Origin of the sequence: Catenulispora yoronensis (assembly GCF_039531695.1) — a bacterium.
Taxonomy (GTDB): domain Bacteria; phylum Actinomycetota; class Actinomycetes; order Streptomycetales; family Catenulisporaceae; genus Catenulispora; species Catenulispora yoronensis.
The window spans coordinates 1-24,795 of record NZ_BAAAQN010000040.1 but is presented as its reverse complement, the minus strand read 5'-3'; the positions used below and the strand labels follow the sequence as shown (position 1 = coordinate 24,795).

Annotated in this window: 7 protein-coding genes and 1 pseudogene; 2 read left to right on the top strand and 6 right to left on the bottom strand. The window is 70.6% G+C overall.

Annotated elements, in window-relative coordinates:
* Positions 1-178: 178 nt before the first annotated feature.
* The 6 genes and pseudogenes from ABD481_RS28350 to ABD481_RS28325 all read right to left on the bottom strand — a co-directional run bounded on the left by ABD481_RS28350 (position 179) and on the right by ABD481_RS28325 (position 22,267).
* The gene (locus ABD481_RS28350; protein WP_344668834.1) at positions 179-1,114 is read right to left on the bottom strand and encodes an SDR family NAD(P)-dependent oxidoreductase; all 936 of its coding nucleotides are present in this window, start codon (positions 1,112-1,114) and stop codon (positions 179-181) included.
* A gap of 15 nt (positions 1,115-1,129) precedes the next feature.
* A complete protein-coding gene (locus tag ABD481_RS28345; RefSeq protein WP_344668833.1) occupies positions 1,130-2,677 on the bottom strand; it encodes a class I SAM-dependent methyltransferase in 1,548 nt (515 codons plus the stop codon).
* A gap of 111 nt (positions 2,678-2,788) precedes the next feature.
* Complete coding sequence (locus tag ABD481_RS28340) at positions 2,789-3,976, bottom strand: FAD-dependent oxidoreductase (protein WP_344668832.1); 1,188 nt, start codon at positions 3,974-3,976, stop codon at positions 2,789-2,791.
* 382 nt (positions 3,977-4,358) lie between these two features.
* A pseudogene (locus ABD481_RS28335) lies at positions 4,359-20,868 on the bottom strand (SDR family NAD(P)-dependent oxidoreductase); the annotation flags it as partial.
* A gap of 102 nt (positions 20,869-20,970) precedes the next feature.
* Positions 20,971-21,201 carry a DUF5988 family protein gene (locus tag ABD481_RS28330; RefSeq protein WP_344668830.1) on the bottom strand — a complete coding sequence of 77 codons (231 nt, stop codon included), beginning with the start codon at positions 21,199-21,201 and terminating at the stop codon, positions 20,971-20,973.
* Between the two features lie 106 nt (positions 21,202-21,307).
* Entirely contained in the window at positions 21,308-22,267 is a 960-nt protein-coding gene (locus ABD481_RS28325; protein WP_344668829.1) for a quinone oxidoreductase family protein, read from the bottom strand.
* Between the two features lie 288 nt (positions 22,268-22,555).
* Between ABD481_RS28325 and ABD481_RS28320 the strand changes: the two genes are divergently transcribed.
* The gene (locus ABD481_RS28320; protein ID WP_344668828.1) at positions 22,556-23,134 is read left to right on the top strand and encodes a hypothetical protein; all 579 of its coding nucleotides are present in this window, start codon (positions 22,556-22,558) and stop codon (positions 23,132-23,134) included.
* Positions 23,135-23,177: 43 nt separating this feature from the next.
* A complete protein-coding gene (locus ABD481_RS28315) occupies positions 23,178-24,050 on the top strand; it encodes a metallophosphoesterase family protein (RefSeq protein WP_344668827.1) in 873 nt (290 codons plus the stop codon).
* Positions 24,051-24,795: the final 745 nt, after the last annotated feature.

The following is a 24,795-nucleotide window of genomic DNA, read 5'->3' as shown; positions in this document are numbered from 1 at the left end:
GGATTGTCAGTGGACTGCGACCACGGGCCGGGCGGCCGGCATCAGGGCACGGCGCAGCCGCACGAGGCGTCGCACCTCGCGCACCGTGGTCGGTCGAGCGTGGAACGCGGTGGCCCGGAGTCCGGGCCACCGCGCAGAGGTCAGGGCCGGGTCCGCGGCCGGGTCGACGTCGTCGTCATCACTCGGCCGCGGTCCCGGCCGGCTCGTACACCGCCTCGGGGTCGGCGCGCACCTGCGCGTCGAGCTCCTCGGCGTCCTTGCCGACGACGATGCGCCACCGGCCGGCGCGCACCGCGTCCAGGATGATCGCGGCGGCCTCGGCCGCGGTCACCGGCGCCGACTCCCGGAACAGCACTCCGGGCCGGATCATGAACTGGCGCAGCTCCTCGGTGGTGGACTCGGCCGGCACGCCGTAGCGGGCCAGGATCGGCCGCTGCGCCTCGATCTCGGCCTCGGTCATGGTCTCCGGGTCCCCTTCGCCATGGGCCAGGCGGCTGTTGGCGAAGAAGTCGGTGCCGATGTGGCCGGGCAGCACCACGGCCGCGCTCACGTGCGGCGCGTGCTCGCGCAGGTCCTCGATCAGCGCTTCGGTGAAGGCCTTCACCGCGGCCTTGGCGGTGCCGTAGGCGGTCAGCGGCCGGTTCGGGCCGTGGGTGGGGCGCAGCGCGTTCATGCTGCTGGTGTTCACCAGGACCCCTTCGGGGCCCTCGATCAGCAGCGGCAGGAACGCCCGCGTGCAGTAGTAGACGCCCCACCAGTCGATCGCGAAGACCCGCTCCCACATGGCGCGCGGGTCGTCGATGAAGCTGCCCGCGCCGCCGATGCCGGCGTTGTTGAAGACCAGATTCAGGGCTCTGCCGGGGTGGGCGGCGAGCACCTCGTCCTTGAACCGCAGGACCTGTGTCTCGTCGGAGACGTCACAGGCGTGCGCGGTGACGGCGGTGCCGGCCGGGGCCACCGCGCGGGCCGCCTCGGCGACCTGCTCGGCCCCGGCCAGGTTCAAGTCGCAGGCGGCGACCGAGCAGCCCTGCCCGGCCAGCGCCAATACCAGCTCGCGGCCCATCCCGGAGCCGCCGCCGGTGACCACCGCGAATTTGCCGGCGAAGGTGTCCACGATTCCTCCTCCGGCTCAGTCCAGCTCGCGGGCGCGCGCCGCGACCAGCATCAGGCCACTGCCGTGCTCGGCGTACGCGGACACGTCGAAACCGTCGGCGTCCAGCGCGGCGCGCAGGGCCTCGGGCTCGTAGAGATCCAGGGTCTTGATGTTCAGCTTCTGCTGGAAGTAGCGGCCGACGGGGTTCGGCGAGGGCCGGTAGGCCAGGAAGGTGAACACGCCGCCGGGCCGCAGCACTCGGCGCATCTCGGTGATCAGCGACGGCTTGTCGCTGGCGCCCTGCCACACGTTCCAGCAGTTGACCGCACCGACGCTGTGGTCGGCGAACGGCATGTCGTAGCACATCGCGCGCAGCGCGGTCAGGCCGTGGGCGCGGCCGCGCACGAAGCGCAGCATCGGGCCGGACTGGTCGACCAGCGCGATCCGGTCGGCGCCGAACATCTCGGCGAACAGCTTCGTGGTCTTGCCGTTGTCCGGGCCGATGTCGATGATCGGGCCCTCGGCCGGGACGAAGTGCTCGCGCAGGAACGCGTCCTCCTGGTCCAGCGTCAGCGCCGCGCCCCAGTTCTCGCCGACCAGGCGCAGGAACGCCTCCCGGATGCCGCGGCCGTAGGCGGGCAGCACGAACGGGTCGTAGATGTCGTCGACCTCGGGGATGAAGTCCAGGTACTCCTCGCCCACCGGATAGGTCTTCTCGCAGGCCTCGCAGGCCGCGCAGGCCGCGTCCGAGCCGACGGCGGTGATCGGGCCCTGACACGTCGGGCAGCGCATCGCGGCGGCCAGCGGGGTCGCGCCGCCCACGACGGCGGCCACGTCGAACCGGGCCGGGTCGGGCACGCTGACGGTCGGCGTCCGCGCCGGGTCGTAGGGGGCGAGCTCGCGCTCCTGGGCCAGCCACAGCGCGCGCCCGCCGTCGACGGCGCGCAGCGAGTCGGCGTCCATCACCCACACCAGCTTGATCTTCTCTTCGTCCAGGTCGAGCCAGGACGCCCAGCCGCCGACGCCGGGCAGCTCGTCGGCGGGGATGTCCCAGACCGTCGGCGCCGGGAAGGTGCGGCCGACGCGCAGCACGCCTTCCTTGTCGGCGACGTCCGGGACGCTCAGGCTGCGCTCCAGGCGGCTGGCCTCCTCGGCGGTCAGGTTCAGGCCCTTGGCGGCGGCGAGGGTCTGGTCGGCGTCCTCGGGGAAGTGCTCGACCAGGTACAGCAGGGCACTGCGAAGCATCTCGTCGTCGCCGTGCTTGGCCAGCAGCTCCAGGGCCCCGGGGACGGTGCCGCGGATCCGGTTCCGGGTGGCGGCGTCGACGCCCTCGGCCTCGGCGATCAGACCGAGCAGCAGCGCGGTCAGCGCCTGCCGGCGGCCGTCCGCCGCCGGGAAGGCGGACACCAGTCCGGCGACGGCGTCGTAGGCGGCGGGCCGCACCGTGCCGTCGGTCCACAGCGATTCCAGGAGCGGCCAGAAAGCACCGACCAATCCGCTCGGAGAAGCCGCGTTGAACGCGTTGAAACTCTCGGCGAACGATATTCCGTCGCCAATCACTGATTCCATTTCACTGGTCGGCATGCTCGAAATCCTACCTATGGGGTTACCGGCGTCGGAGAATGTTAGGGGGCGTACCCGGCCCGAACCCCTAAGCCCCCAGGGGTGTCGAGCACGCCGCCTTGACCTGCTGTTTCAGTCCAGCTTCTTGAGGTAGTTGCTGTACATCCGCAGGTTGCGGTTCATGGCCTCGGTCGAGTCCTGCTTCAGGTACTTGGTGATCCAGCCGAGGACCTTCAGGCCGTACTTGTTGTCCATCATCTGCGCGGTGATGGTCAGGGCCCGGACTTTCGAACGGCGGGTATTGCAATAGGTGCGCAGCTGCGCCGAGGGGTCGCCGTTGCCGTCGCGCAGGGTCTGGGTCAGGACCCAGGCGTCCTCAAGGGCCTGATTCACGCCCTGCGCGGTGCGCGGGGAGACCACGTGCGCGGCGTCGCCGACCAGCGTCATGCGGCCCTCGCCCCAGTGCCGCGGCACCTTGTGGCGGACGAACGGGAAGACGCTGACGTCGTTCTCCTCGATCGAGTCCAGCAGCGTCGGGACCGGTTCGGCCCAGCCGCCGAAGCGGGCCTTGAGGTTGCCGACCTTGGTGCCGGTGTCCACCTCGCTGGAGCCGTCCGGCAGCCGCGGGATCTTGTCGCCTTCCTCCCAGGGCGTCTCGAAGGCCCAGAACAGCTGGCCGAACCCGATCGGGTGCAGCGCCGCGATGCCGTTCGCGCCGGAGAAGGCCTGCACCTTCGCCTGGCCGGTGAGCTCGATGTCGGCCTTGGTCGCGCCGTGCCAGGCGGCCCAGCCGGTGTAGGCGGCCGGGCGCGGGCCGTGGATCGTGCGGCGGACGATGGATCCGAGGCCGTCGGCGCCGATCAGGACGTCGCCCTCGGCCTTGGTGCCGTCGGCGAAGGTGGCCAGCGCGCCGGTGGCCTTGCGGCCGGCGCCGCCGACGTTGCGCACCGCGGTGCACTGCTTGTTCAGGCGCAGCGTGCCCTCCGGCAGCAGTTCGGCGAGGCGGGCCACGAGGCGGGGACGCCCGATCATGATCGGCGGCGTGCCGTAGTACTCCTCCATCCCGGCGTACTCGGTGTGGAAGATGACGGTGCCGTTGTCGAGCACCTGCTCCCCGATGTCCATGGGCATGCCGAGCTCGCGCGCGGGGATGCCGAGGGAGTCCACGATGCCGCAGCCGTTCGGCCACACGATCATGCCGTTGCCGGTGGCGCGCAGCTCCGAGGAGCGCTCGTACACCTCGACCTCGTGGCCCTCGGCCAGCAGTCCGGCCGCGGCGGCCAGGCCGCCGACCCCGGCTCCGATGATGACGACTTTCACGGTTCCACCTCTCTGGGAGCTGTGCTGAACGTCGGGGTTTCTCAGTGCCCGTCGAGGGCGTCGTCCAGGCCGAGGTCGTCCCGGATGAAGGACAGGACCTCGTCCACGCCGGCGGACCGCAGGTCGGGCAGTCCGCCGTCGGGGCGGCCGGGATCGGAAAGGGCACCGTCGGCGCGGCCGTCGTCGGACCGCCACAGCCGGAGCAGCCGCTCCAGACCGGCGGTCACGCGCTCGCGCTCGGAGCGTTCGGCGCTCGGCGTCGCCAGCGCACGCTCCAGCCGTTCGAAGTCGGCCGCCGTCGCGACGCCGTGACCGGGGGATCCGGGCGTGGTGTCGGCGGCGTCAGCAGCGTCGGCGACGAGCGCGGTCAGCTGTTTGACGATCGCGGCGACGGTGCCGTGATCGAAGATGAGGGTCGCGGGCAACCGCAGGCCGGTGGCCGTACTCAGCCGGCGGCTGAGCTCGACGCCGGTGACGGAGGAGAGGCCGAGTTCGAGCAGGCCGCGGTCGACGTCGATCTCCTCGGCGGCGTAGCCGAGGAGCCGCTGCACCTGGTCGCGGACCAGGCTGAGAAGGAGATCTGTGCGCTGTGCCGACGAGGCGGCGAACAGGCGCTCGCGCCAGGGGTGGTCGTCGGACTGGCTGTCGTCGTGGTCGGTGGTCTCGGCGGACATGGTCGCGGCCAGGTGCGGGTTCGCGTGTCCGCCGCCGGACATGGCGAGCCAGTATCGGGTCCGGGCGAAGGCGTGAGTAGGAAGTTCGATTCCTGCGATCTCGGTTTCGAGCTCGGCCGGCTGACTCTGTTCGGCAAGCACGGTGGGCCAGGCGATCCGTGCCGCTCCGACAACGTCCAGCGCGGCAGCGGCGTGGAGCAGCGCGACCGGCTCCGGGACTTCCGCGCTCAGGGTCGGGACGACCGGGGTCTCGGCCGCCTCCTCCGGCAGCGCCCCGCTGATCATCGAGGTCAGCACGCCGTCCGGGCTGACGTCGACGAAGGCTGCGACTCCCCGCCGGGCCAGGAACGTCACGGCGTCGGCGAACCGGACCGGCTCGCGGAGCTGCCGTACCCAATAGCCGGGATCGGTCGCCTGATCGTCGAGTTCGAGGCCGGTCAGCGTGGACACGAGGCGCAGACGCGGCGCCGACGCCGGAACGGAGGCGACGATCCGTTCGAACCCTGCGAGCGCGTCGTCCATATGAGCGCTGTGGAAGGCGTGCGACACGGTGAGCCTTCGTGCTCTGCGACCGGCGGCCTTGTAGCTCGCGACGAGGGCTTCGACCGCTTCGGCGTCCCCGGAGACGACGGCCGACGTCGGCCCGTTGACGGCGGCGAGGCCGATGTGGCCGTCGACGGTTGCCAGGTCTTCGAGGACCTGGGCCTCGGTCGCCTCCAACGCGGCCATCGCGCCGCCGGCGCGCGCCTGGCCCATCAGCCGTCCGCGCGCGGCCACGATCCGGCAGGCGCCTTCGAGGTCCCACACGCCGGCCAGGTAGGCTGCGGTCAGCTCGCCGATGGAGTGGCCGCCGAGCCAGGACACTGTCAGGCCCCAGGCTTCGAGCTGGCGGAAGGTCGCGACCTGGATCGCGAACAAGGCGCGCTGGGTGATCTCGGTTCGGTTCAGCCGTTCGGCGTCGCCGAGAGTGTCCAGGTCGAGGCCGAGTTCGGCGCACACCAGATCGAGGATCTCGGTGAACACCGGTGCGACTCCGTGCAGGCCGAGGCCCATCGCAGCACGCTGTGAACCCTGGCCGGAGAACAGCGCCGCCACGCCGCCGTCGGTGTCGTCGAGGCGCGCGGCGCCAGAACCAGGAGCGGTGAAGAGGCCCGGCGCGGGCACGCCCTCGGCAAGCAGGCGGAGCCGTTCGACCAGCTCGGCGCGATCGGCGCCGACCACGGTCGCGCGGTGGGCCAAGCGGGCACGCCGCGTCGCCAGCGCCAGCCCGCTCTCGACGATGCCGTCAGCGCTGTCGGCGGCCCACTGCGCAAGGCGCGAGGCCTGGCCGCGCAGGCCGCGCCCGGATCTGCTCGACAGCAGCCACGCCACGCCGCCGGCCGGGACCGGCAACGGTTGTTCGGACGGCTCGGGGTTCGGGTCGCCTTCCTCGATGACGACGTGGGCGTTGGTGCCGCTGATCCCGAAGGAGGACACGCCGGCCAGGCGGGCCCGGTTCGGGTCGCGCGGCCAGGCCCGGGCACCGGTCAGCAGCCGGACGTCGCCGTCGGACCAGTCGACGTGCGGGGACGGTTCGTCCACGTGCAGCGTGACGGGCATTTCAGCGTTCTGCATCGCCAGCACGGTCTTGATGACGCCCGCAACGCCCGCGGCCGCCTGGGTGTGGCCGATGTTCGACTTCACCGAGCCGAGCCAGAGCGGTCCGCCGCTCCGGTCCCGGCCGTAGGTGGCCAACAGGGCCTGGGCCTCGATCGGGTCGCCGAGCTTGGTGCCGGTACCGTGGCCCTCGACGAGATCGACGGCGGCGGCGCTGATCCCGGCGGCGGCGATCGCCTGTCGGATCACCCGTTCCTGCGAAGGCCCGTTCGGCGCGGTCAGGCCGTTGGAGGCGCCGTCCTGGTTCACCGCCGAGCCGCGGACCACGCCGAGCACACGGTGACCGAGGCGGCGCGCGTCGGAGAGCAGCTCCACGGCCAGCATGCCGACACCCTCGCCCCAGCCGGTCCCGTCAGCGGCTCCGGCGAAGGACTTGCAGCGGCCGTCTGCGGCCATGCCGCCCTGGCTGGCGAATTCGGGGAACAGCATGGGAGTGGCCATCACCGTGACGCCGCCGGTGAGGGCGAGCGCGCACTCGCCGTTGCGCAGCGCCTGCGCTGCCCAGTGCAGCGCCACCAGCGAGGAGGAGCAGGCGGTGTCGACGGTCACGGCCGGACCGGTAAGGCCGAGCGTGTAGGAGACGCGGCCGGACATGACGCTGGCCGAGCTGCCGACGCCCAGATGGCTCGCGACCTCGGGGGCGACGCCGGGATCGGACGCGGCGACCCGGCCGTAGTCCTGGCCGTTGGTGCCGATGAAAACGCCGGTGTCGGTGTCGCGGAGGGCCTCCGGGTCGATGCCCGCGCGTTCGAGGGCTTCCCAGGCGGTTTCGAGCAGCAGGCGCTGCTGCGGGTCCATGGCCAGGGCCTCGTTCGGGCTGATGCCGAAGAAGCCCGCGTCGAAGTCGCCGGCTCGGTGGAGGAAGGCACCGCGGCGGGCGTAGGCAGGTCCAGTCGAGTCATCGGGCTCTGCGATGGCGTCGGCGGACCATCCGCGGTCGGTGGGGAAGCCGGTCATCGCGTCCGCGCCGTCGGCAAGAAGCTGCCAGAACGCCTCCGGGGTGTCGGCGCCGCCGGGGAACCGGCAGGCCATGCCGACGATCGCGATCGGCTCGTCGACGGGGATCGGGTTCCGCTTGCTGGGCGTCCGCTTCGGTCCGGTCGTGGAAACACCGCTGACTGCACCTGGCAGGCGGTCCCGCAGGTAGCGCGCGAGCGCGCGGGGGCTGGGGTGGTCGAACACAAGGGTTGCGGGCAGCGAGAAGCCGATAGCCGCTGCCAGTGTGTTCCGGACTTCGACGGCCATCAGCGAGTCGACGCCGAGGACCTTGAACGATTCGTCGGCGTCGACGGTCTCCGGGCCGGTATGACCAAGGACGCCGGCGACGCGGATGCGGACCAGGGCGAGGAGTTCGCGAAGCTGGGCCTCGTCATCGAGGGCTGATAGCTCGGCTGCCAGTCCGTGGGCGGCAGCGGAGGAGACTGCACCGGCGGTCGTCACGGCGCGCCGGGGAGTGTCTCGCACCAAGCCGCGCAGCAGGTCAGGAACCCGATCGAGGCGACGCACCGCCGTCGGGTCGAGGCGCAGCGGCACGACGAGCGGCAGACCGGTGGCGACTCCGGAGTCGAACAGCTCAAGACCCTGATTCACGGAGAGTGGGACTGCGAAACGCTGAAGGCGCTGGCGCTCGCTGGCTGTGAGGCGACCGCCCATGCCGTGGGTTTCGTCCCACAGACCCCAGGCCAGCGAGGTCGCCGGGAGGCCTTGTGCATGGCGCCAGGCCGCGAGGCCGTCCAGGTAGGCGTTGCCCGCCGCGTAGTTCGCCTGGCCGGCGCCGCCCAGGATGCCTGCGGCGCCGGAGAAGAGGACGAAGGCGGTCAGCGGCAGGTCGGCGGTGAGTTGGTGCAGGGTCCAGGCCGCGTCGACCTTGACGCGGAAGACGCGGTCGAGGTGCGGGCGGGTGAGCGAAAGGGCGAGCGCGTCGTCCACGACTCCGGCGACGTGCACCACGCCGCGCAGGGGCAGATGCGACGGAACGCTGGTGAGGAGGTCACGGACGGCCGAGGTCTCGGCGGCATCGGCGGCGGTGAGGCGGACGCGGGCGCCGAGGCCCGACAGCTCGGCCGCCAACGCCAGCGCGTCAGGGGCCGCCGGGCCGGAGCGGGAGACAAGCAGGAGGCTGCGAATGCCGTGGGTCCGGACGAGATGGCGTGCCACGTGGCGGCCGAGTCCGCCGGTCACACCGGTGATGAGGACTGTGCTGTTGGGATCCCATGAGGTGGCAGGCTCAGTTGGCGTCGGTATCCGCGTCAGCCGAGGCACCAGAACAGCACCGCTGCGAATGGCTGCCTGCTCGGCGTCGCCTAGTTCGGCCAAGAGCGGCGCCACGTGTTCCGGGGTGCTTTCAGAATCCGTGTCGACGAGTACCAAGCGGCCGGGGTGCTCCGACTGGACCGTGCGAATCAGTCCCCATACAGCGGAGCCGCCGAGATCAGTCACGGTATCGCCGACCGCGCCACGGGTCACGACAGCGAGTCGCCCTGCGGGATCGCCTCTCAGCCACTCCTGGACTTGTTCCAGGACCTGCCAGACCACATCGGCGACTTGGCCTTCGGGAACGAAGATCCACTCAGTCGGCGTCTCCGGGGTCGCTGCCTGCTGAGCCGGAGGCACCGGGATCCACTCCAGGCCGAGCAAGCCATCGGTCGTGGTTCCCCGTCCCCAGGCGCGAACCTGGTCGGTCTCCACCGGCCGCGAAACCATCGACCCGACCGAGATCACGACATCGCCGGCGTCGTCCACGCCCAGCACGCCGACGCCGGTGGCGTCAGCCGATATCCGCACGCGGAGGCTGCGCGCGCCGATGGCTGTGAGGTGCACATCCGACCAGGCAAACGGCATACGCACGCCGTCGCCGCCGTCGGCGAGCGCCCAGGCCTGCAATGCCGCGTCCAGGAGCACCGGGTCCAGGCCGAAGCCCCGGTCTGTGTCGTTGGCATCGTCGAGGGCGACTTCGGCGAACACCTCTCCGTCGCGACTCCACGCGCGGCGCAGCGCCCGGAAGGACGGACCGTACTCGACACCGATATCGGCTAGTCGGTCATACATACCTTCGACCGGCAGTGGATCCGCGCCGCGCGGCGGCCACTGTTCGAACACTGTGACGTCTGGTCCGGGCTGCTCAGGCGCGCCGACGAGGGAGCCGGCGGCGTGCAACATCCACTCGGACTCAGTGTCCTGGTTCTCGGGACGGGTATGAATCGTCAGGCTCCGCGCCTGTGCACCGGCCGGGGCACTGACGGTCAGCCGCACCTGAAGTGCGCTGTCGGTGGAGAGGACGACAGGAGCCTGCAACGTCAGCTCCCCGACGCCGCCGCAGTCGGTCTCCTGCGCGGCCCTAAGCGCCAGCTCCACCAGGGCTGCTCCGGCGAGCAGGACCGTCCCGGAGACGGCGTGGTCCGCCAGCCATGGCTGCGTGGCGACGGACAGCCGACCGGTCAGCACGCAGCCGCCGTCGGCCAGCGGGACTGCTGCGCCCAGGAGAGGATGCCCGGTTGGAACGAGCCCTGCCGCGGCGACGTCGCCGATCACAGAGCTCTGGCTCTCCAGCCAGTAGCGTGCGCGGTCGAAGGCGTACGGCGGCAGCGTCAACGATGCCACGCTCTGGCCTGCGGCTGTGGCTGCGGCATCGGAATCGGCATCGGGGCCGTCGGTCAGCAGCTTCGGCCACGCGATCGGAGCGCCGGCGGTGAACAGCCGTGCGGCCGAGACCAGCAGGGCGTTCGCGTCCGGTAGGTCACGCCGCAGGGTGCCGCTGACGGCTCCGGATTCTCCCAGCAGGTCAAAGAGCTGCTCGATGCCGGAGGTCAGAACCGGATGGCCGGAAGCCTCCACGAACAGGCGATGCCCATCACGCATCAGCTGTTCGACAGCGGGAGCGAAGGCCACCTGCTGGCGAAGGTTCCGGTACCAGTAGTCGGCGTCGGCTTCGAGACCGGTCATCCATTGCCCGGTCACCGTCGACAGCCAGCGCCGACCCGGTGCCGGCTCACGCGGACTCAGCCCGGCCAGCTCGTGGCGCAGGACGTCCTCGATCTGTTCGACCATCGGCGAGTGCGAGGCGTAGTCGACATCGACGACCCGCACGCGGACCTCGCGGGCCTCCATGTCCGCGGCGAAGCTCAGGACCGCCTCGCGCTCGCCGGCGACCGTCACCGCGCCCGGGCCGTTCACCGCCGCGATCGACACCGCGCCGGACAGCCAGGTCTCGACGTCGGCCGCCGAGGCTGCGATCGAGGCCATGGCGCCCGATCCCGCGAGGTGGTCGCGAATCACCCGCGAACGCACCGCCACGACGCGAGCGCCGTCCTCAACGCTGAGGGCGCCGGCCACGACGGCCGCCGCGATCTCGCCCTGCGAGTGCCCGACCACGACCGAAGGCGCGACACCCAGCGACTCCCACATCCGCGCCAGGCCGACCATGACAGCCCACAGCACCGGCTGGACCACGTCGACCCGACCGAGCCAGGCTTCGTCCGATCCGAACAGTACGTCCACGAGGTCGAAATCAGTCCACTGTCGCAGTGCCGCGCCGCATTCGGCGATCGTCTCGGCGAAGACCCCGCCGTTGGTCAACATGCCGGCGCCGACGCCGATCCTTTGCCAGCCTTGTCCCGGGAACACCAGCACGCCGCCGCCGGACACATCGGGCAGCGCCGTTCCCGCGATCGAGGTCGGGTCCCCCGCGGCGATCGATCGCAGGCCCTCGACCAGCGCGCGCCGATCCTGGCCGACGACCACTGCGCGGTGCGCGAACCGTGAACGTCGGGCCAGAGCCAGACCGGTCTCGACGAGTCCGTCGTCGCCGCCCGCGCCGTCGGCATCGTCCGCACCGACCGCCCTGTCCGCACCATCCGTCGCCCATTGCGCGAGGCGCGAGGCCTGCGCGCGGAGCGCGGCCTCCGACTTCGCCGACAGCGCCCACGCGATCCCACCCGCCGGGCTCGGCAGCCCCTCAACCGCCGGCTCCGGGTCACCCTCTTCGACGATGATGTGCGCGTTGGTTCCGCTGATCCCGAACGAGGACACGCCCGCACGGCGCGGACGACCCTCGGTCCGGCGCCACTCGCGCGCTCGCGCGAGCAGTTCCACGTCCCCCGCCGACCAGTCGACCTGCGATGTGGGCTCGTCCACGTGCAGCGTCGGCGGCATCAGCTCGTGCCGGAGCGCCAGCACGGTCTTGATGATCCCCGCCACACCGGCCGCGGCTTGGGTGTGGCCGATGTTCGACTTCACCGATCCCAGCCACAGCGGCTCGTCGGCCGTCCGGCCCTGGCCGTAGGTCGCCAACAGCGCCTGCGCCTCGATCGGGTCGCCGAGCGTGGTGCCGGTGCCGTGGCCTTCGACCAGGTCCACGTCCTGCGTCTCAAGACCCGCATTCGCCAGGGCTTGCAGAATCACGCGCTCCTGGGAGGGGCCGTTGGGCGCGGTGAGACCGTTCGACGCACCGTCCTGATTCACCGCCGAGCCCCGGACCAGGCCCAGCACGCGGTGGCCGCGCTTGCGGGCCTCCGACAGCCGCTCCACCACCAGCATCCCGATGCCCTCGGCCATGCCGAAGCCGTCGGCGCCGGCGGCGAAGGCCTTGCACCGGCCGTCGGCCGACAGGCCCTGCTGGCGGCTGAACTCGACGAACGGCCACGGCTTGGCCATCACCGTCACGCCTCCGGTCAGCGCCATCGAGCACTCGCCGGAGCGCAGCGCCTGCGCCGCCAGATGCAGCGCCACCAGCGACGAGGAGCACGCGGTGTCCACAGTCACCGCCGGGCCTGTCAGCCCTAGGACATAGGACACGCGGCCCGACATCACGCTCGCCGAGCTGCCGATGCCGACGTAGCCCTCCACCTCGTCGGGCAGCCCGACGGCGTCGCGGCCGTAGTCCTGGCCGTTGGTGCCGACGAACACGCCGGTCGCCGATCCGCGCAGCGTGTCCGGCTCCACGCCGGCCTGCTCCAATGCCTCCCAGGACGTCTCCAGCAACAGGCGTTGCTGCGGGTCCATGGCCAGCGCTTCGCGCGGCGAGATCCCGAAGAACGCGGCGTCGAACTGCGCGGCGTCGTGCAGGAACGCGCCGTGGCGGGCGTAGGTGCGGCCGGGCGTGAGCGGCTCGGGGTCGTAGATGCCCTCCACGTCCCAGCCCCGGTCGGTCGGGAACCCGGTGACGGCGTCCCGGCCCTGCGCGAGCAGCTGCCAGAACTCCTCCGGCGTCGTGGCCCCGCCGGGGAAGCGGCACGCCATGCCGACGATCGCGATCGGCTCGTCCGCCACCGCCGCCGCCTGCACCACCACCGAGCGCCGCGATCCGCCGGGCAGCTGGTCGCGCAGGTGCTCAGCGAGCTCGCGCGGGTGCGGGTGGTCGAAGACGACCGTCGCGGAGAGCGGACGGCCCAGCGCCGCTTGCAGGCTGTTGCGCAGTTCGACGGCGGTAAGGGAGTCGAAGCCCAGTCCCTTGAAGGTGTTCTCGACGTCGACCCGGTCCGCGCTGTCGTGCCTGAGGACAGAGGCGACATGCGTGCGCACGAGGGTGAGCAACTCAGTGAGCTGTGTTTCGGGATCGAGCACCGCCAGCCGGGTCGCCAATCCCGCTCCGCCAGGGGTACCAGTGTTCGAACTCACGGCGCGACGCGGAGCGCCACGGACCAGCGACCGCAACAGAGGCGGGACCGGATCCAACGTCCGCGCGAACGCCGCGTTGAACCGCAGCGGGACGGACATCGGGGCGGCATTCGCCAGCGCGGCGTCGAACAGTTCCAGGCCGTGCTCGACGGAGAGCGGCGCGGCAAGCTGCTGAAGGCGCTTGCGGTCACCTTGGCCGAGACGGCCTCCCATGCCGCGCTGTTCGTCCCACAGTCCCCAGGCCATCGACGTCGCCGGCAGCCCCTGCGACCGACGCCAGGACGCGAAACCGTCCAGGAACGCGTTGCCCGCGGCGTAGTTCGCCTGGCCGCCCGCGCCGAGGATCGCGGCCGCGCTGGAGAACAGCGCGAACGCGGTCAGCGGCAGGTCGGCGGTCAGTTCGTGCAACGCCAGCGCGGCACCGGCCTTCACCCGCAGGACGCGGTCGACCTGATCCCGGGTGAGGGACAGAGCGACGCCGTCGTCGACGAGCCCTGCGACGTGGACGACGCCACGTAGCGGCCAGCGCTGCGGAACACCGGCGAGCGCGTCGGCGAGGAACTCGCGGTCGGCGACGTCCCCGGCGATCAGCCGGACGCGGACGCCGAGGGCGGCCAGCTCGGCGGCCAGGGTGAGGGCTTCGGGAGTCGACGGCCCCGAGCGGGAGAGGATCAGGAGGCTGCGGATCCCGTGGGTCGTCGCGAGGTGGCGCAGCACGTGGCGGCCGAGTCCGCCGGTTCCGCCGGTGACGAGGACGGTGCCGGCCGGGTCCCAGGTCGGGTCGGCTTCCGTCTCGACCGACGCGGGCGTGCGAACCAGTCGTGGTACGAGCAGCACGCCATCGCGCACGGCCGCTTGATCGTCGTCTCCGAGGTTGCTGACGATCGCCGCCAGATCGCCAGTAGCGGAGTCGATTTCTGTATCTATTTCTATGTCTACAAGGAGCAGTCGGCCGGGGTTCTCGGCTTGCATCGAGCGAATCAGGCCCCAGACGGCTGCCGCGGCCACATCGGTGACCGGTTCGCCGACTGCGCCGCGGGTGACGACGCCCAGTCGGCCCTCGGACTCGTTCGACAACCAATGCCGGACTCGCTCCAGGACCTCCCACACCACATCAGCGACCTGATCCGCGCCGCCTCCCGTCGGCACGAACATCCATTCGGCAACGGCTTCCGCTCCAGCCGCCGCCTGCGCCGGCACCCATTCCAGGGCCAGCAGCCCATCAGCCGCGCCGCTCCGTCCCCACGAACGCACCTGTTCCGCGTCCACCGGCCGCGACACCATCGACGCCGCCGAGACCACCAAGTCGCCCGCGTCATCAACCCCCAGAACACTGACACCGCCGTCGGCGACACTCGCGACCCGCACCCGCAGGCTGCGCGCGCCGACGGCAGCCAGTCGCACGTCCGACCACACGAATGGCATCCGCACGCTATCGCGCGCATCAGCCAGCGCCCACGCCTGCAACGCCGCGTCGAGCAGTACCGGATGCAACCCGAAGCGATCTTCGTCAGACGCCTGATCCGGCAGCGCCACCTCGGCGAGCACCTCATCGTCGCGGCGCCACGCGCGCTGCAACGCCCGGAACGACGGCCCGTAGCCGACCCCGATCTCGGCGAGCCGCTCGTACAGCCCCTCGACCGACAGCGGTTCCGCACCCAGCGGTGGCCACTGTGCGAACAGGGCGGCATTCACCGTGGCGTGCTGCCCCTCACCAGCGAGCAAGCCGTTCGCGTGGCAAGTCCACTCGGTCGATTCAGAGTCCTGACCAGCGGGACGCGTGTGGATCGACAGCTCCTGGACGCCGTCCGCAGCCGGTGCGCCGACCGTGACCTGCAATTGCAACGCGCCCGACTCCGGAAGCACCACCGGTGCCTGCAACGTCAGCTCACGAAGCAGCCCATGCCCTGTCGCCTCGCCGGCACGCAACGCCAGCTCGACGAGCGCCGTCCCGGCCAGCAGCACGGTCCCCGACACGGCATGGTCCGCCAACCACGGTTGCGCGGTCACCGACAGCCGACCGGTCAACACGCATCCGCCGTCGGCCAGCGCCACAGACGCACCGAGCAGCGGGTGATCGAGCGCTGACAGACCCACTGCGCCGATGTCCCCGACGCCACCGATCGGGCCGTCGACCCAATAGCGAGAACGTTCGAACGCATACGGCGGAACCGAGGGCTTCAACACATCGGTCGCGTCGGACAGCAGACGCGGCCACTCGATCGGGACTCCGGCGGTGAACAGGCGCGCGGCCGAGGTCAGGAGGCCGGTGGGGTCGGCGACGTCGCGGCGAAGGGTGCCACTGACGGCGCCCGCCACCCCCGACGCCTCGAAGATCTGCTCGATGCCCGAGGTCAACACCGGATGGCCGGAGGCCTCCACGAACAGCCGATGGCCTTCACGCACCAGCTGCTCGACAGCCGGGGAGAACCCGACCTGCTGCCGCAGATTCCGGTACCAGTACTCGGCATCGGCCTCAGTGCCGGTCATCCACTGCCCGGTGACGGTCGACAACCAGCGGCGCCCGGGAGCCAACTTGCGCGGAGTCAGCCCGGCGAGTTCGCGCCGAAGGACGTCTTCGATCTGGGCGACCATCGGCGAATGCGACGCGTAGTCGACATCGACAACCCGAACCCGCACACCCCGCACCTCGATCTCAGCCGCAAAGGCCAACACCGCCTCACGCTCACCAGCAACCGTCACCGCAGCAGGACCATTCACCGCCGCGATGGACACCCCGTCGACCAGCCAGCTTTCAACCTCAGCCGCCGACGCCGCCACCGACGCCATCGCCCCCGAACCCGCAAGATGCTCACGAATCACCCGCGAACGAACCGCCACCACCCGCGCGCCATCCTCCACGCTAAGCGCACCCGCCACCACGGCCGCAGCGATCTCACCTTGGGAATGCCCCACCACGACTGGGGGCGCCACGCCGAGCGACTCCCACACCCGCGCCAGCCCAACCATCACCGCCCACAACACCGGCTGCACCACGTCCACCCGGGCCAACCACGCATCATCCGACCCGGAAAGCACCTCCACCAAATCAAAATCAACCCACTGCCTCAAAGCCTCCCCACACTCCGCGATCGCCTCCGCGAACACACCACCAGCCAGCAGACCAGCACCAACCCCCACCCGCTGCCACCCCTGCCCCGGAAACACCAGCGCCCCGCCACTCGACACTCCGCCACTCAGCACCCCGCTGCTCGACACTCCGCTGCTCGACACTCCGCCGCTCGACACCCCCGGGACCACCGCACCCGAAATCGCGTTCGCATCACCAGCAGCAACCGATCGCAGACCCGCAACCACAGACTCGCGATCCTGACCAATCACCACGGCCCGGTGGGCGAAACTGGAGCGTCGCGCCAGAGCAAGGCCGGTTTCAACGAGCCCTTCATCACCATCCGCAGTCCACTGCGCCAGGCGCGAAGCCTGCGCCCGCAGCGCACCCTCCGACTTCGCCGACAACCCCCACACCACACCACCAGAAGGCACCGGCAAGACCGCTCCAACCGGCTCCGGATCGCCCTCCTCCACAATCACATGCGCGTTCGTCCCGCTGATCCCGAACGACGACACCCCGGCCCGGCGCGGCCGTCCCGCCGCCCGACGCCACTCCCGTGCCTCAGTCAGCAGTTCGACGCCACCGGCCGACCAATCCACCTGAGGCGAAGGCTCGTCGACGTGCAACGTCGCCGGCATCACTTCGTGCCGCATGGCCTGCACCGTCTTGATGATCCCGGCCACCCCGGCCGCAGCCTGGGTGTGTCCGATGTTCGACTTCACCGACCCCAACCACAGCGGCGCGTCCGCCCGCTCCCGGCCGTACGTCGCCAACAGCGCCTGCGCCTCGATCGGGTCGCCAAGCCGCGTACCGGTCCCATGGCCCTCGACCAAGTCGACGTCCGAAGCCCCGAGCCCGGCGTCGGCGAGCGCCTGCACAATGACGCGCTCCTGGGACGGACCGTTGGGAGCCGTAAGTCCGTTCGACGCACCATCCTGATTCACCGCCGAACCACGCACCACACCCCACACCCGATGCCCCAACCGCCGGGCATCCGACAACCGCTCCACCACCAAAACCCCGACACCCTCACCCCACCCAGTCCCGTCCGCCGCACCCGCATACGACTTGCACCGGCCGTCCCCAGCCAACCCGCCCTGCCGTGCGAACCCGGCGAACGCTCCCGGCGTCGACATCACCGTCACACCGCCGGCCAGCGCCATCGAGCACTCACCGTTGCGCAGCGCCTGAACTGCCCAATGCAGCGCCACTAGCGACGAGGAGCACGCGGTGTCGACGGTCACCGCCGGGCCGGTCAGGCCCAGCGTGTAGGCGATCCGCCCCGACACGACGCTGCCCGCGATCCCCGGATCGACGAACCCTGCGACGTAGTCAGGAGTGCCGGCCAACCGGAGCGCGTAGTCGTGATACATCAGGCCCGCGAACACCCCGGCCTGCTCACCGCGCAGCGTCAGCGGATCGATCCCCGCGTGTTCCAGAGCTTCCCACGACGTCTCCAGCAGCAGTCGTTGCTGCGGATCCATGGTGAGCGCTTCGCGCGGGGAGATCCCGAAGAAGTCGGCGTCGAAATCGGCCATGCCGGACACGAAGCCGCCCTCGGGGCGGTAGACGGTGTCCAGCTCGGGTCCGAAGATCGCGTCGAGGTCCCAGCCCCGGTCGGTGGGGAACGGGGTGACGCCGTCGCGGCCGGCGGCGATCAGGTCCCAGAACTCGTCGACGGTGCGCACATCGCCGGGATAGCGGCAGGCCATACCGACGATCGCGATCGGCTCGTCGAACTCCTCCCCGGACCGCCGCCGACGCCCGGCGCGGCCGGCGTCCAGCGCGGCCGAAGGCCACTCCCCCGCCATCCGCTGTCGCAGGTAGCTCGCGATCCTCCGGGCGGTCGGGTAGTCGAACGCGAGCGTCGCGGGCAACTTCAGCCCGGTCGCGGCCGCGAGGCCGTTGCGCAGTTCGACGGCCGCCACCGAGCCGAACTGGAGTTCACGGAACGCCCGGTCCGGATCGATGTCGGCTTCGTCGACGCCGCCGATCAGCCGGGCGACCTCGCTCCGTACCAACTGCAACAGGCGCGCCTCCGCGTCGGGCACGACCGCATCGCCGAGAACCAGGCCACGAAGAAGCGGCGAGGCGACCTCGCGTCCCAGAGAACGGATGTGCGGAACATCGAAACGCGCGGCAACAACCGGTCCGACACCCTGACGTGCCGCGGGCGACGCCGCAGCTAGCACCGACAACCGCTCCGCCGGGGTCAACGCCACCGTCATCGACGACAGCGCAGCATTCCCAGCCACTGAAGCCCCGTGCAGCGGTCCCCACGCCAGGGGGACGCCCGCCAGCGCGTTCACGAATGCCTCGCCAGCAGCCCAACCGGCCCGGCCAGCAGCTCCGAGAACGCCATCCGCACTCGACAGCGTGACGAACGCAGTGAGCTGCGACCCACGAGTCAGCTCATGCAGTGTCCACGCCATCTCCATCGAGCCGCGCAACGCCCGATCGACCTGCATACGGCCCAACGACAACGCACCAGCCGCACTCTGCTCACCACTCGCCGCCGCATCGGCAACATGCAGCACACCTCGTACCGGCCGCCGCGATGGCACCCCGGCCAAGGCCGTCGCAATCAGGTCCCGCTCTGCCGGCGCGTCCCACACCACCCGCGCCCGCACGCCGAGCCCGCCCAGCTCGCGCAACCAGCGCGCCGACTCCTTCTCGAACGCCGACGGAGTGAAAATCAGAACACTGTGCACGCCTTCGGCCCGCACCAGTTGTTCGACGACGTCGCGCCCGGACTCGTCCAACGCAGCCGAGACGACAACGGTCCCCGACCGGTCCCACAGCGCGCCGTCCTCCTCCCGGCCGAACGACGCCCGCACCAACCGAGGCACCAAGACCTGCCCGCGCCGAACTACTGCCTGTGGTTCATCACCCAGGCCGCTGAGTACCGCCGAGAGCCCTGCGCCTTCGGCGGACCCGGACTCAAAGTCCTGATCGACATCGACCAACACCACGCGCCCGGGAAGCTCCGCCTGAACCGCCCGCACCAGACCCCACACCGCCGCCCCGACAAGATCGGTCACCGGCTCGTCGGCCGACCGCGCCACCGCACCCCGCGTCACCACCGCCAGCCGCCGCGTCCCGGCCCCCTCCGAGGCGACCCATCCCCGGATCGACTTCAGGACGCGCCACACCACGTTGTTGACCTCGCCGACGCCCTTGGCGGCGACGTCGCCCCCCGCACACACCACGGCCTCGGCCGCCTCGGGCACCTCACGGAGCGACCCGACGCAGGCTTCGAACCCGGGCCCCAGCCCGAACGGGTCCTCCCCGACCAGCGCCCACGCCGAGGAACCGTGCTCGCCGCCCGGCACACCGACCCACTCAACGGTATGCAGAACGTCGTCGCGCAGCCCCAGCAGCCGAGACCGAGCCTTCTTCAGCAAATGGCGGCGGACCTTGCCGGACGCGGTCCGCGGAACGGCGTCGAGCGTGTAGACCTCGGCCGGCACCTTGTAGTACGCCAACTGCTCCCTACACGCCGCGAACACCTGTGCCGCTTCCACCGCGCCCTCGGCCTGAGGCACCACGTACGCGACCGGCACTTCGCCGTACAGGGCATCGGGCCTGCCGCCCACGGCCGCGTCGGCGACGCCGTCCACGGTCAGCAGCACCCGCTCGATCTCACCCGGGTGGATGTTCTCGCCGCCCCGGATAATCAGTTCCTTAATACGTCCAGTGATGGTCAGGTTCCCGCGCTCGTCCTGGCGCGCCAAATCGCCGGTCCGATACCAGGTCCCGTCCACCAAGGCCGCCGCGGTGGCCTCCGGCGCCCTGTGGTACCCGATCATGACGTTGGGGGCGCTGACCCACACCTCGCCCTCGTCCCCGCGCCGCACGTCCGCCAAAGTCTCCGGATCCACGACCCGCAGTTCGAGACCGGGGACCGGACGCCCGCAGGACCCTGCGACCCGCTCGCCGTCGGCGGTGTTCGCGGTGATGGCGCCCGAAGTCTCGGTGCTGCCATAGGTGTCCAGCAGCGGCACGCCAAAGGCGGCCTCGAAGCGCTTACCCAGGTCCGGCGTCGTGACCGCGCCAGTGATGAGGCAAGTCCGCAAGGTCGGGGCCGACCACTGACGGGTCTCGGCGAACCGCAGCAGATACTGATACATCGTCGGAACGCCGACCAGATACGTATAGTCGCCGTCGCGCAGCAGGTCCAGGATCTCCTCGGGCGAGAAGTCCCGGACGATGCGCGCCGTCGCGCCGACCGTCGTGACGCCCATGACGCACAGCACGTGCGCCAAGCTGTGGAACAGAGGCAGCGGCCACAGGACGTGATCGTCCTCTGATAGGCCGAGCAACGGCACGTAGGCAGCGGCCACCGACCACAGGCAGTTCCGCTCGGTCGACACCACGCCCTTCGGCAGGCCGGTCGTACCGGAGGTGTAGAGGATCCACGCCGGCTCGTCGAGCCCGAGGTCGTCGGGCGCGGGCCGCTCGGGTTCGGTCTCGGTGAGCTCGTGGAAGGAGTACGCGCCGTCTATCAGTGCACTGTCGCCGTCGACCACGACGACAACCAGGTGCTCGCGCCCGGCCCGGACCCGCCGCACCTGCTCCACGTGCGGCACATCGGTGATCAGGACCCTGGCACCGCTGTCGTCCAGGATGTGCGCCAGTTCCTCGTCGGTCGAGCGCGGGTTGACCGGCACGCCCACCGCCGCCGCCCGATGGACGCCGAGGTAGCTCTCGACCACCTCCACCGCGTTGTCCAGCAGGATCGCCACCCGCTCCCCGCGCGGCACCCCGAGCCCGGAGGCCAGGTGCCCGCCGAGCCGCCGGGTCCGGGCCTCCAGCTCGGCGTACGTCACAGACCGGCGGGCGTCGTGGAACGCCGGCTTCGCGCCGATCCGCTCGGCATGCGCTCGGAGGGTCTCGGGCAGAGGCCGGATCAGATCAGCGCGGAGCATGTGGTCCCTCCCCGGGAAGAGTCGTCCTGGTGGGTGCCGGCCCACGGGTCATTCAGCCACGGCGGTCCGGTAGAGCCAGCGGTAGACCAGCGGGCCCGGACCGTCCGCCTCCTCGACCCGTTCGTAGTGCTCGTATCCGCCGAGGTAGGGGACCTTGACCCGCTCCCCGCCCCCGAAGGTGGCGCTGTCGGCCGCGTGGGCGAGCCCGGGGGGACCGCCTTCGACCACCACCGTGGCGTGGACTTCCTCGTAGCCGCTGTGTGAGGTTGATCCGTTCACCTGAAAACCTCCAGGGCCTCGTCCTCAGATCGTGCCGCCATCATCGAATGCGCCGCGGAGCCGCCGACACCCTTAGCGGCCCCTAACGACGCCGTGCACCCTGACGTCAGGGCACGATGACCAGCCGCTTGCCGCGCAGATCAGTGCGCTGCCACGCGGACTCGATCTCGCTCAGCGGCACCCGCTCCACCTCGAAGGTCAGCGCCCCGGCCCGGGTCCAGCCCACGATCTGCTCGTAGACCTCACCCATCACCTCGGCGTTGAGGCCCTTGGCCGCGCCGTAGATCTCCACACCGGACGTGCGCAGGGCATCGGCCGAGACCGACAGCGTCGACCCGGCGGACTCGCCGACCTGGACCACCCGCGTGGGCCGGCCGAACGAGAACGACTCGGGGATCAGCGTGCGCAGCAGGATCTCCGTCGGCCGCGCCCACAGATAGTCCACGACCACGTCGAAGCCGTCGCCCCGGGCCTTGCGATAGGCGGCGACCAGCTCATCGTCGGACACCGCCGTGTTGATCACGGTGTCCACGCCGAGCTCGGTCAGCTGCTCCAACGCCCCGGCATCGCGGCCGGTCGCCACGATCCGGCCGGCCCCGAGAAGCTTGGCCACCTTGACCGCGAGCCGACCCGCCACCCCAGTAGCGCCCTGCACCAGCACCGTCTCACCGGGCTGGAAACCAGCGGCGGTCTTGATCGACATGCCGGTGACGGCCGCCGCGAGCACCGCGCACACCTCAGGCTCGATGCCCTCCGGCACCGGACCCACCGCCTCAGCAGGCGCGACCGTACGCTCCGCCAGCGCCCCATACGGCAGACGCGTAGTAGCGAAACCAACCACCGTCCCGTCCTCCCGCACCCCGATGCCGTCGAAGCCGGGGATGACAGGAAACTGCGACGTGTACCGCTTGCTCGCGTAGTGGGTGCCGGCCGCGATCGCCTTGTCGACGTTCTCGACGGCCACCGCCCTGACCTGGAGGACGATTTCCCCTTCCCCCGCCAGGGGTTCTGGGAAGTCCTCGTACTTGGGGATCTGTCCGATGCCATACAGGACCGCAGCCTTCACCACGCCTCCTCGGGAATTCACCGCCGAATGGGGTTCGAGCGCAATTTAGCAACGCTGAAAAAGACTTCCTGGGCGCTTAGGGGGTGCGCCCCGACTCCGGGGCCCGTCCCCTAGAGCCGCACCGTCCGCCCGCCCCCTGCCCGCCCTTGACCCGCGTTTCGGAACCCTTGACTTGCCGTACGTTTCATTGCCGCCGCAAACCCCCGCTTCTTACTGTGCTGGGTGGTCCGGACCGATCCGGATTTCCGATGCCGCCGGCACCGCGCCGCCAGGACACTGGAGTGATGAATGGCTGACTCGACCTCGTTCAAGGGCACCACGGCGCTGCGGCCGACGGCCCCCGAGGACGCCCCGTCCGACTCGATCCTGATCAACCCGCCGCCGAAGCAGATGGAGCAGCTGGACTGGCTGCTCGGCGAGTACCGGGGCCTGACCACCCCGGTCCCGGACGAGGGGGAGATGCAGATCATCTTCCAGGGCCGCAAGATCCTGGACGGGAACTTCATCGAGGTGAAGATGACGATCCCGACCAACACCAACACCGGCACCGTGGTCGGCTACTGGGACTTCGGCTGGGACTCGGTCAACGGCCAGTACGTCGCCCAGTACGCCGACAACCTCGGCAGCTTCGGCACCGTCTACTCCCCGGGCTGGGAGAACGGCACCTTCGCCTTCACCGGCCGCTACCTGCGCGTCATCATCGCCGGCGCCGAGAGCGGCGAATCCCAGGGCGAATGGATCGAGAGCACCGACGCCTTCTCCTTCAACGAGGCCGGCCAACTCGTCGACGACATCACCTACGTCAAGGACGGCAAGTGGGAGCCGGCCGGCAACCTGGTCCTGGACAAGGTCGCCGACACCGCCTGACCGCTCTGGCACAGACCGGCGTCGCGGGAAGATAATCGACACGATGAGCGACCAGAACCCTGCGACGCCGCGCCTGTGGGCCATCAGCGACCTGCACGTCGCCCACGCGACCAACCGCCAGGTCGTGGAGCGCCTGCGCCCCACCCACCCCGACGACTGGCTGATCGTCGCCGGCGACGTCGGCGAACTCTTCGCCGACGTGGTGGCAGCCCTCCGCCTCCTGTCCACCCGCTTCGCCCAGGTGATCTGGACCCCGGGCAACCACGAACTCTGGAGCCACCCCCGCGACCCGGTGAAGTTCCGCGGCGAGCACCGCTACCTCCGCCTGGTGATGGAATGCCGCAAACTCGGCATCCTCACCCCCGAGGACGACTACCCCATCTGGCCCGGCCCCGGCGGCCCGGTCCTGATAGCACCCCTGTTCCTCCTCTACGACTACACCTTCCTCCCACCCGGCGCCCGCGACCCCGCCGAAGGCCTCGCCATAGCCGAAGCCGCCGGCATCATCTGCACCGACCAGTACCTCCTCCACCCCGACCCCTACCCCACCCGCGAAGCCTGGTGCCAAGCCCGCGTAGCCAGCACCGAAGCCCGCCTCACAGCCCTCCCGGACCTCCCCACCATCCTGGTGAACCACTATCCCCTGGTCCGCGACCCCACCCGCGTCCTCCGCCACCCGGAGTTCGCCCAATGGTGCGGCACCGAAGCCACCGCCGACTGGCACAAACGCTTCGGCGCGGTAGACGTCGTCTACGGCCACCTCCACATCCCCCGCCGCACCATCCACGACAGCGTCCGCTTCACCGAAGTCTCACTGGGCTACCCCCGCGAATGGGAGAAACGCCCCCCGGTCAACCCCCTGCGCCAAATCCGCCCCGCACCCGCCACCATGCCCGGCGACGTATTCAACCCCTGACGCAGAGCGGCCAACCGCCAGCCAAACGACTCGGCCACCACCACCGCCCCCGAGTCCACAGTCCCCTGCCCGGGTTTTGGTTCGTTCCCCTCGGTCACGTCGGCAGGGCTTTGCCTACAGCGCCGCCGACCGGGTGTCAAGTTCATGCACGCACAACCGCCGCCCAACAGCACTCACCGCAGCGGCATGGACTTTACACCCGGGCGGCGGCGCTGTACCCGTAGGGCTGCCGACGTGACCGAGGGGAACGAACCCCACCTCACAAACCGCCAGCGCAGGGACTAGCAGTCACCCCCCTATGGAGCCGGCGCCAGTTCCCCGAGGGATCCGAGGCCCTCGCTGGAAGCGCCTGCTCTGCCCAGCTTTTGACTGGCTTTCAACTTTTGGCTTTCAGCTTTTGGCTTTCAGCCCAACCCATCTCACCGCCAGTCAAATGGCTTACCCACCACGCCTTCCCCTACAGGAGGATCTATCTACGACCCCACCAGCAAAACCCAAAGAAGGCAGAACCACCCATGCCCAACACCCCCAACCCCGCCGCCCACCCCCACTCCGCCACCACTCACCATCACCCCCACTCCGCCACCACTCACCATCACGCCCACTCCACCAACAACCCCGCCGCCCACCCCCACTCCGCCGACCCCCGCCTCCACCCCCACTCCACCAACGACCCACATCCCGACCCACATCCCAACCCCCACCCCCACCGCCCCCACCTCCCCTCCCTCCTGGCAACCGCAAC

Excerpts from the sequence above, each read along its gene's own strand:
- ABD481_RS28320 (WP_344668828.1), top strand. The coding sequence starts at position 22,556 with ATGGCTGACTCGACCTCGTTCAAGGGCACCACGGCGCTGCGGCCGACG.
- ABD481_RS28315 (WP_344668827.1), top strand. The coding sequence starts at position 23,178 with ATGAGCGACCAGAACCCTGCGACGCCGCGCCTGTGGGCCATCAGCGAC.
- ABD481_RS28345 (WP_344668833.1), bottom strand. The coding sequence starts at position 2,677 with ATGCCGACCAGTGAAATGGAATCAGTGATTGGCGACGGAATATCGTTC.